This window comes from Rhodoferax sp. RT5P35 (genome assembly GCF_056521385.1).
In genome coordinates this window covers 1-1412 of record NZ_JBWMAX010000134.1, presented here as the reverse complement: position 1 = coordinate 1412, position 1412 = coordinate 1, and the positions used below count along the sequence as shown (strand labels likewise).

1 protein-coding gene is annotated in these 1412 nt (G+C 66.0%); it reads left to right on the top strand.

Annotated elements, in window-relative coordinates:
• Positions 1-1412 (top strand): PepSY-associated TM helix domain-containing protein (locus AC097L_RS24335; RefSeq protein WP_479589297.1); only part of this gene is annotated, 1412 nt, incomplete at both ends.

The window sequence follows — 1412 nt, the reverse complement described above, 5'->3', positions numbered from 1 at the left end:
TGCACACCTGGTTCGGCCTGGTGCTGGGCTATGTGCTGATGGTGTGCTTCTTCTTCGGATCGGTGTCGGTGTTCGACCGCGAGATCGACCGCTGGGCCGTGCCCAGCACCCGGTTTGCGCCGCAGCCCATGCCATCTTTCGATGCCGTGCTGGCCCCCGCCTTTGCCCGGCTGCAGCCCGACGAGGCCGACTACGCCGCCAACATGGCCACCCTGCACGACCCCGCCAAAGGCCCGCAGACCCCGCGCCTGCAACTGCCTGCCGACGAGTACTGGGCCTACACCACCCACCGCGACCCGGTGCTGGCCATAGGCGCAGGCTTTCGCGTGCCGCTGCCGCTGGATACGACCGCCGAAAACCATATCCACGGCGACGCCACCATCGACCCGCGCACGGGTGCCGTGGTGCCTACCGACCAGCTCAAGATCGGCAGCCAATGGTTCTACCCCTTGCACTACAGCCTGCACTGGGACTGGAAGAACCTGGGGATATTTACCGTCGGCCTGGCCGGTCTGGTGATGCTGGCCGCGCTGGTGACCGGCGTGGTGATGCACCGCAAGATCTTCCGCGAGTTCTTCACCTTCCGGCCCAAAAAGTCCACCCAGCGCAGCCTGCTGGACCTGCACAACCTTACCGGCGTGGTGGCCTTGCCGTTCCATTTTTTCTTTGCCTTTACCGGTCTGCTGATCTTTGCGGGCTCGTATTACTTCCCTGTATCGCAGTTCCAGCTCAAGGGCCTGCCCGACCAGCACGAAATCGTGGAAGCCCGCGCCACCGGCCTGCCGCATGGGCGCGCGGGCACTCCGGCTCCGTTGGCCTCGGTGGACGCGATGGTGGCCGAGGCCCAGCGCCGCTGGGCTGCGCGCGACATGGCGGGCCAGGTGGGCTTTTTGCAGCTGCACCACCTGGGCGATGCCAATGGCTATGTGAGTATTTACCGCGCAGGCGGCGACCGCGTGGCCCTGGTGGGCGAGGCCATCCACTTCAAGGCCAGCACTGGCGAGGTACTGCACGAAGAACCCGCCAGCACCCCGGTGGCGGCCACCACCGAGTTCCTCACCGGCCTGCACCTGCAGCACTTCGAGCACTGGCTGCTGCGCTGGTTGTATGTGCTGGGCGGCCTGCTGGGCTGCGTGTGCATCGCCACCGGCTTCATCTTCTATGTGGAAAAGCGCAAAGCCAAGCACGCCCAGGCCGGCAGCCAGGGCAGCCGCGTGGTGGATGGCCTGGCGGTGGCCGCCGTCACCGGCATGCTGATTGCCGCCATCGGCATGCTGGTGGCGAATCGCCTGCTGCCCGCCGACCTGCCCGGTCTGGAGGTGATTAACGCCCAGGGTGTGGTGGTCGAGGTTCTACCGTACGCAGAAGACGGCGAGGAGGCCTTCGTCATCAACATCGGCGACATGCTGGAG